This window comes from Nocardiopsis sp. CNS-639, from assembly GCF_000381685.1.
Taxonomy (GTDB): domain Bacteria; phylum Actinomycetota; class Actinomycetes; order Streptosporangiales; family Streptosporangiaceae; genus Nocardiopsis; species Nocardiopsis dassonvillei.
Genome location: NZ_KB906867.1, coordinates 1 through 1,909 on the forward strand (window position 1 = coordinate 1; position 1,909 = coordinate 1,909).

The following is a 1,909-nucleotide window of genomic DNA, read 5'->3' on the forward strand; positions in this document are numbered from 1 at the left end:
CGGGGCCGGGATCGAGGCCGCTGCGGCGAAGCTGGGCCATCCGCTCATCCGTCCGGTGCGCGGGGACGAGCCCGAACCCGGGGTGGAGGTGTTCCCGTCCTGGCTGCGGCAGCGGATCGAGGCCGTCATCTGGACGTTGAAGAACCAACTCGGTCTGGAACGCCACGCCGCGCGCACCAGCGAGGGGCTGTGGGCCAGGGTGTGCCAGCGTATCTGCGCGCTCAACGCCGCGATCTGGCACAACTGGCTGGTGGGTGCCCCGGTCAAGCGGTCATTGATCGCTTACGACCACTGACCAGGACACCAAACCCCCATCAACGATCTCAGTCCTGGCCACCATCACCTCGACCGCCTCGCCCGACAGGCTCACCAGGTCGGCCTGTCGGGGATGCAGCTACTTCGACTACTGCTGGAGCCAGTGATGCCCACCGCCGCACGAACCTACTGGCTCACCTCCAGTTGCCGGATCCGCCGCAAGGACCAGTCCCTGCTCATCGAACGCGAGCACGGCGAGGACGTGCGCATCCCCATCACCGATGTGCGCGACCTCATCGCCTGCAAGCCCATCGACGTCAACACCTCCGTGGTGAGCCTCCTCAACCAGCACCGCATCAACGTGCACCTGCTCAGCTACTACGGGGACTACTCGGGTTCACTGACCGCTGCGGAAACCGCCACCTCCGGGGAGACGGTCATCGCCCAGGTGCGCCTGGCCACGGACCCGGTGGCGTCGGTGCGCATCGCCCGCGACCTGGTACGCGCCACCGCGTTCAACGTGCGCCGGGTCCTGGACCGGGACCTGTTGTCAGGGCCCTACGCGGTGTTGAAGGAGAAGTCGGCGCAGGCCACCGACGCGGCCTCGCTGATGGGTATCGAGGGCAACTTCCGCCGCTCGGCCTGGGCGGTGCTGGACACCAAGCTGCCGGACTGGCTGCAACTGCACGGGCGCAGCCGACGCCCACCCAAGAATGCCGGAAACGCCTTCATCAGCTACGTCAACGGGATCATCTACGCGCGTTCCCTCACGGCTCTGCGATTGACCCCGTTGCACACCGGGGTGGCGTTCCTGCACAGCACTATGGAGCGCCAACGGCACTCGCTGTGCCTGGACTTGGCGGAGGTGTTCAAGCCCCTGTTCGCGGAGCGGTTGCTGTTGCGGATGGCCAACCGCAGTCAGCTCAAGGAGCACCACTTCGACGTGGACTCCAACCAGGCGATGCTCAGCGACGCGGGGCGCAAACTGGTCGTGGCGACAGTGCGCGACGAGTTCGCGAACAGCGTCAAGCACCGCGAACTCAACCGCCCGGTCGCCTACGACGAGCTGATGTACCTGGAAGCCCTCAAACTCACCCGTGCATGCCTGGAGGGCGAGACCTACAAGCCCTTCCGGATCTGGTGGTGACGCGGCCGTGCATGTGGTGGTGGTCTACGACACCGCGGTCGAACGCAACCCGCAGATTCTGCGCACGTGTCGGCTGTACCTGCATCATGTTCAGCGCAGCGTCTTCGAGGGTCAGCTCAGTCCTGCGCAGGTCAAACGGTTCGAAAGGGCTGTCAAGGACGTGATCGACGACAGCCACGACCATGTCATCGTCTACACGTTCCCGCCCGGAGTGACACCCCAAAGAGTGACGTGGGGCATAGCGCGCAGCGCACCGAGTGACATTCTGTAGATGATGCGCCGTGAGCCCCAGGGAGGCTGTTTTCAGCGACACACCGGGGTGGGATGCACTACCGGAGGTCCGCTGAAAAACCAGGCTCGAAACAGTGAGTGGGACGTGGTCTGGTCTGCGGCTTTACTCTCGGGCCTTCATCGCCCCTGCGAGGGGTAGCAACAGCGTGTGGGCACGTGGGTGCCCCGACTCGGCAAGCCTTCATCGCCCCTGCGAGGGGTAGCAACTCACATCGC

The 1,909-nt window shown here is 65.2% G+C and carries 3 protein-coding genes and 1 pseudogene; all 4 read left to right on the forward strand.

The window, feature by feature from the left end; translation table 11 throughout:
* Positions 1-295 (forward strand): annotated as a pseudogene (locus G011_RS32150) (hypothetical protein); the annotation flags it as partial.
* 34 nt (positions 296-329) lie between these two features.
* A complete protein-coding gene (locus tag G011_RS33025) occupies positions 330-422 on the forward strand; it encodes a Dna2/Cas4 domain-containing protein (protein WP_369757415.1) in 93 nt (30 codons plus the stop codon).
* Positions 422-1,402, forward strand: coding sequence for a CRISPR-associated endonuclease Cas1 (gene cas1 / locus G011_RS0120005; protein ID WP_019610052.1), 981 nt, complete (start codon positions 422-424; stop codon positions 1,400-1,402). The genes G011_RS33025 and cas1 overlap by 1 nt, the downstream gene beginning before the upstream one ends.
* Before the next feature lie 7 nt (positions 1,403-1,409).
* On the forward strand, positions 1,410-1,673 hold the full coding sequence (cas2, locus tag G011_RS0120010) for a CRISPR-associated endonuclease Cas2 (RefSeq protein ID WP_026338473.1): 264 nt from the start codon (positions 1,410-1,412) through the stop codon (positions 1,671-1,673).
* The last annotated feature ends 236 nt before the right edge of the window (positions 1,674-1,909 follow it).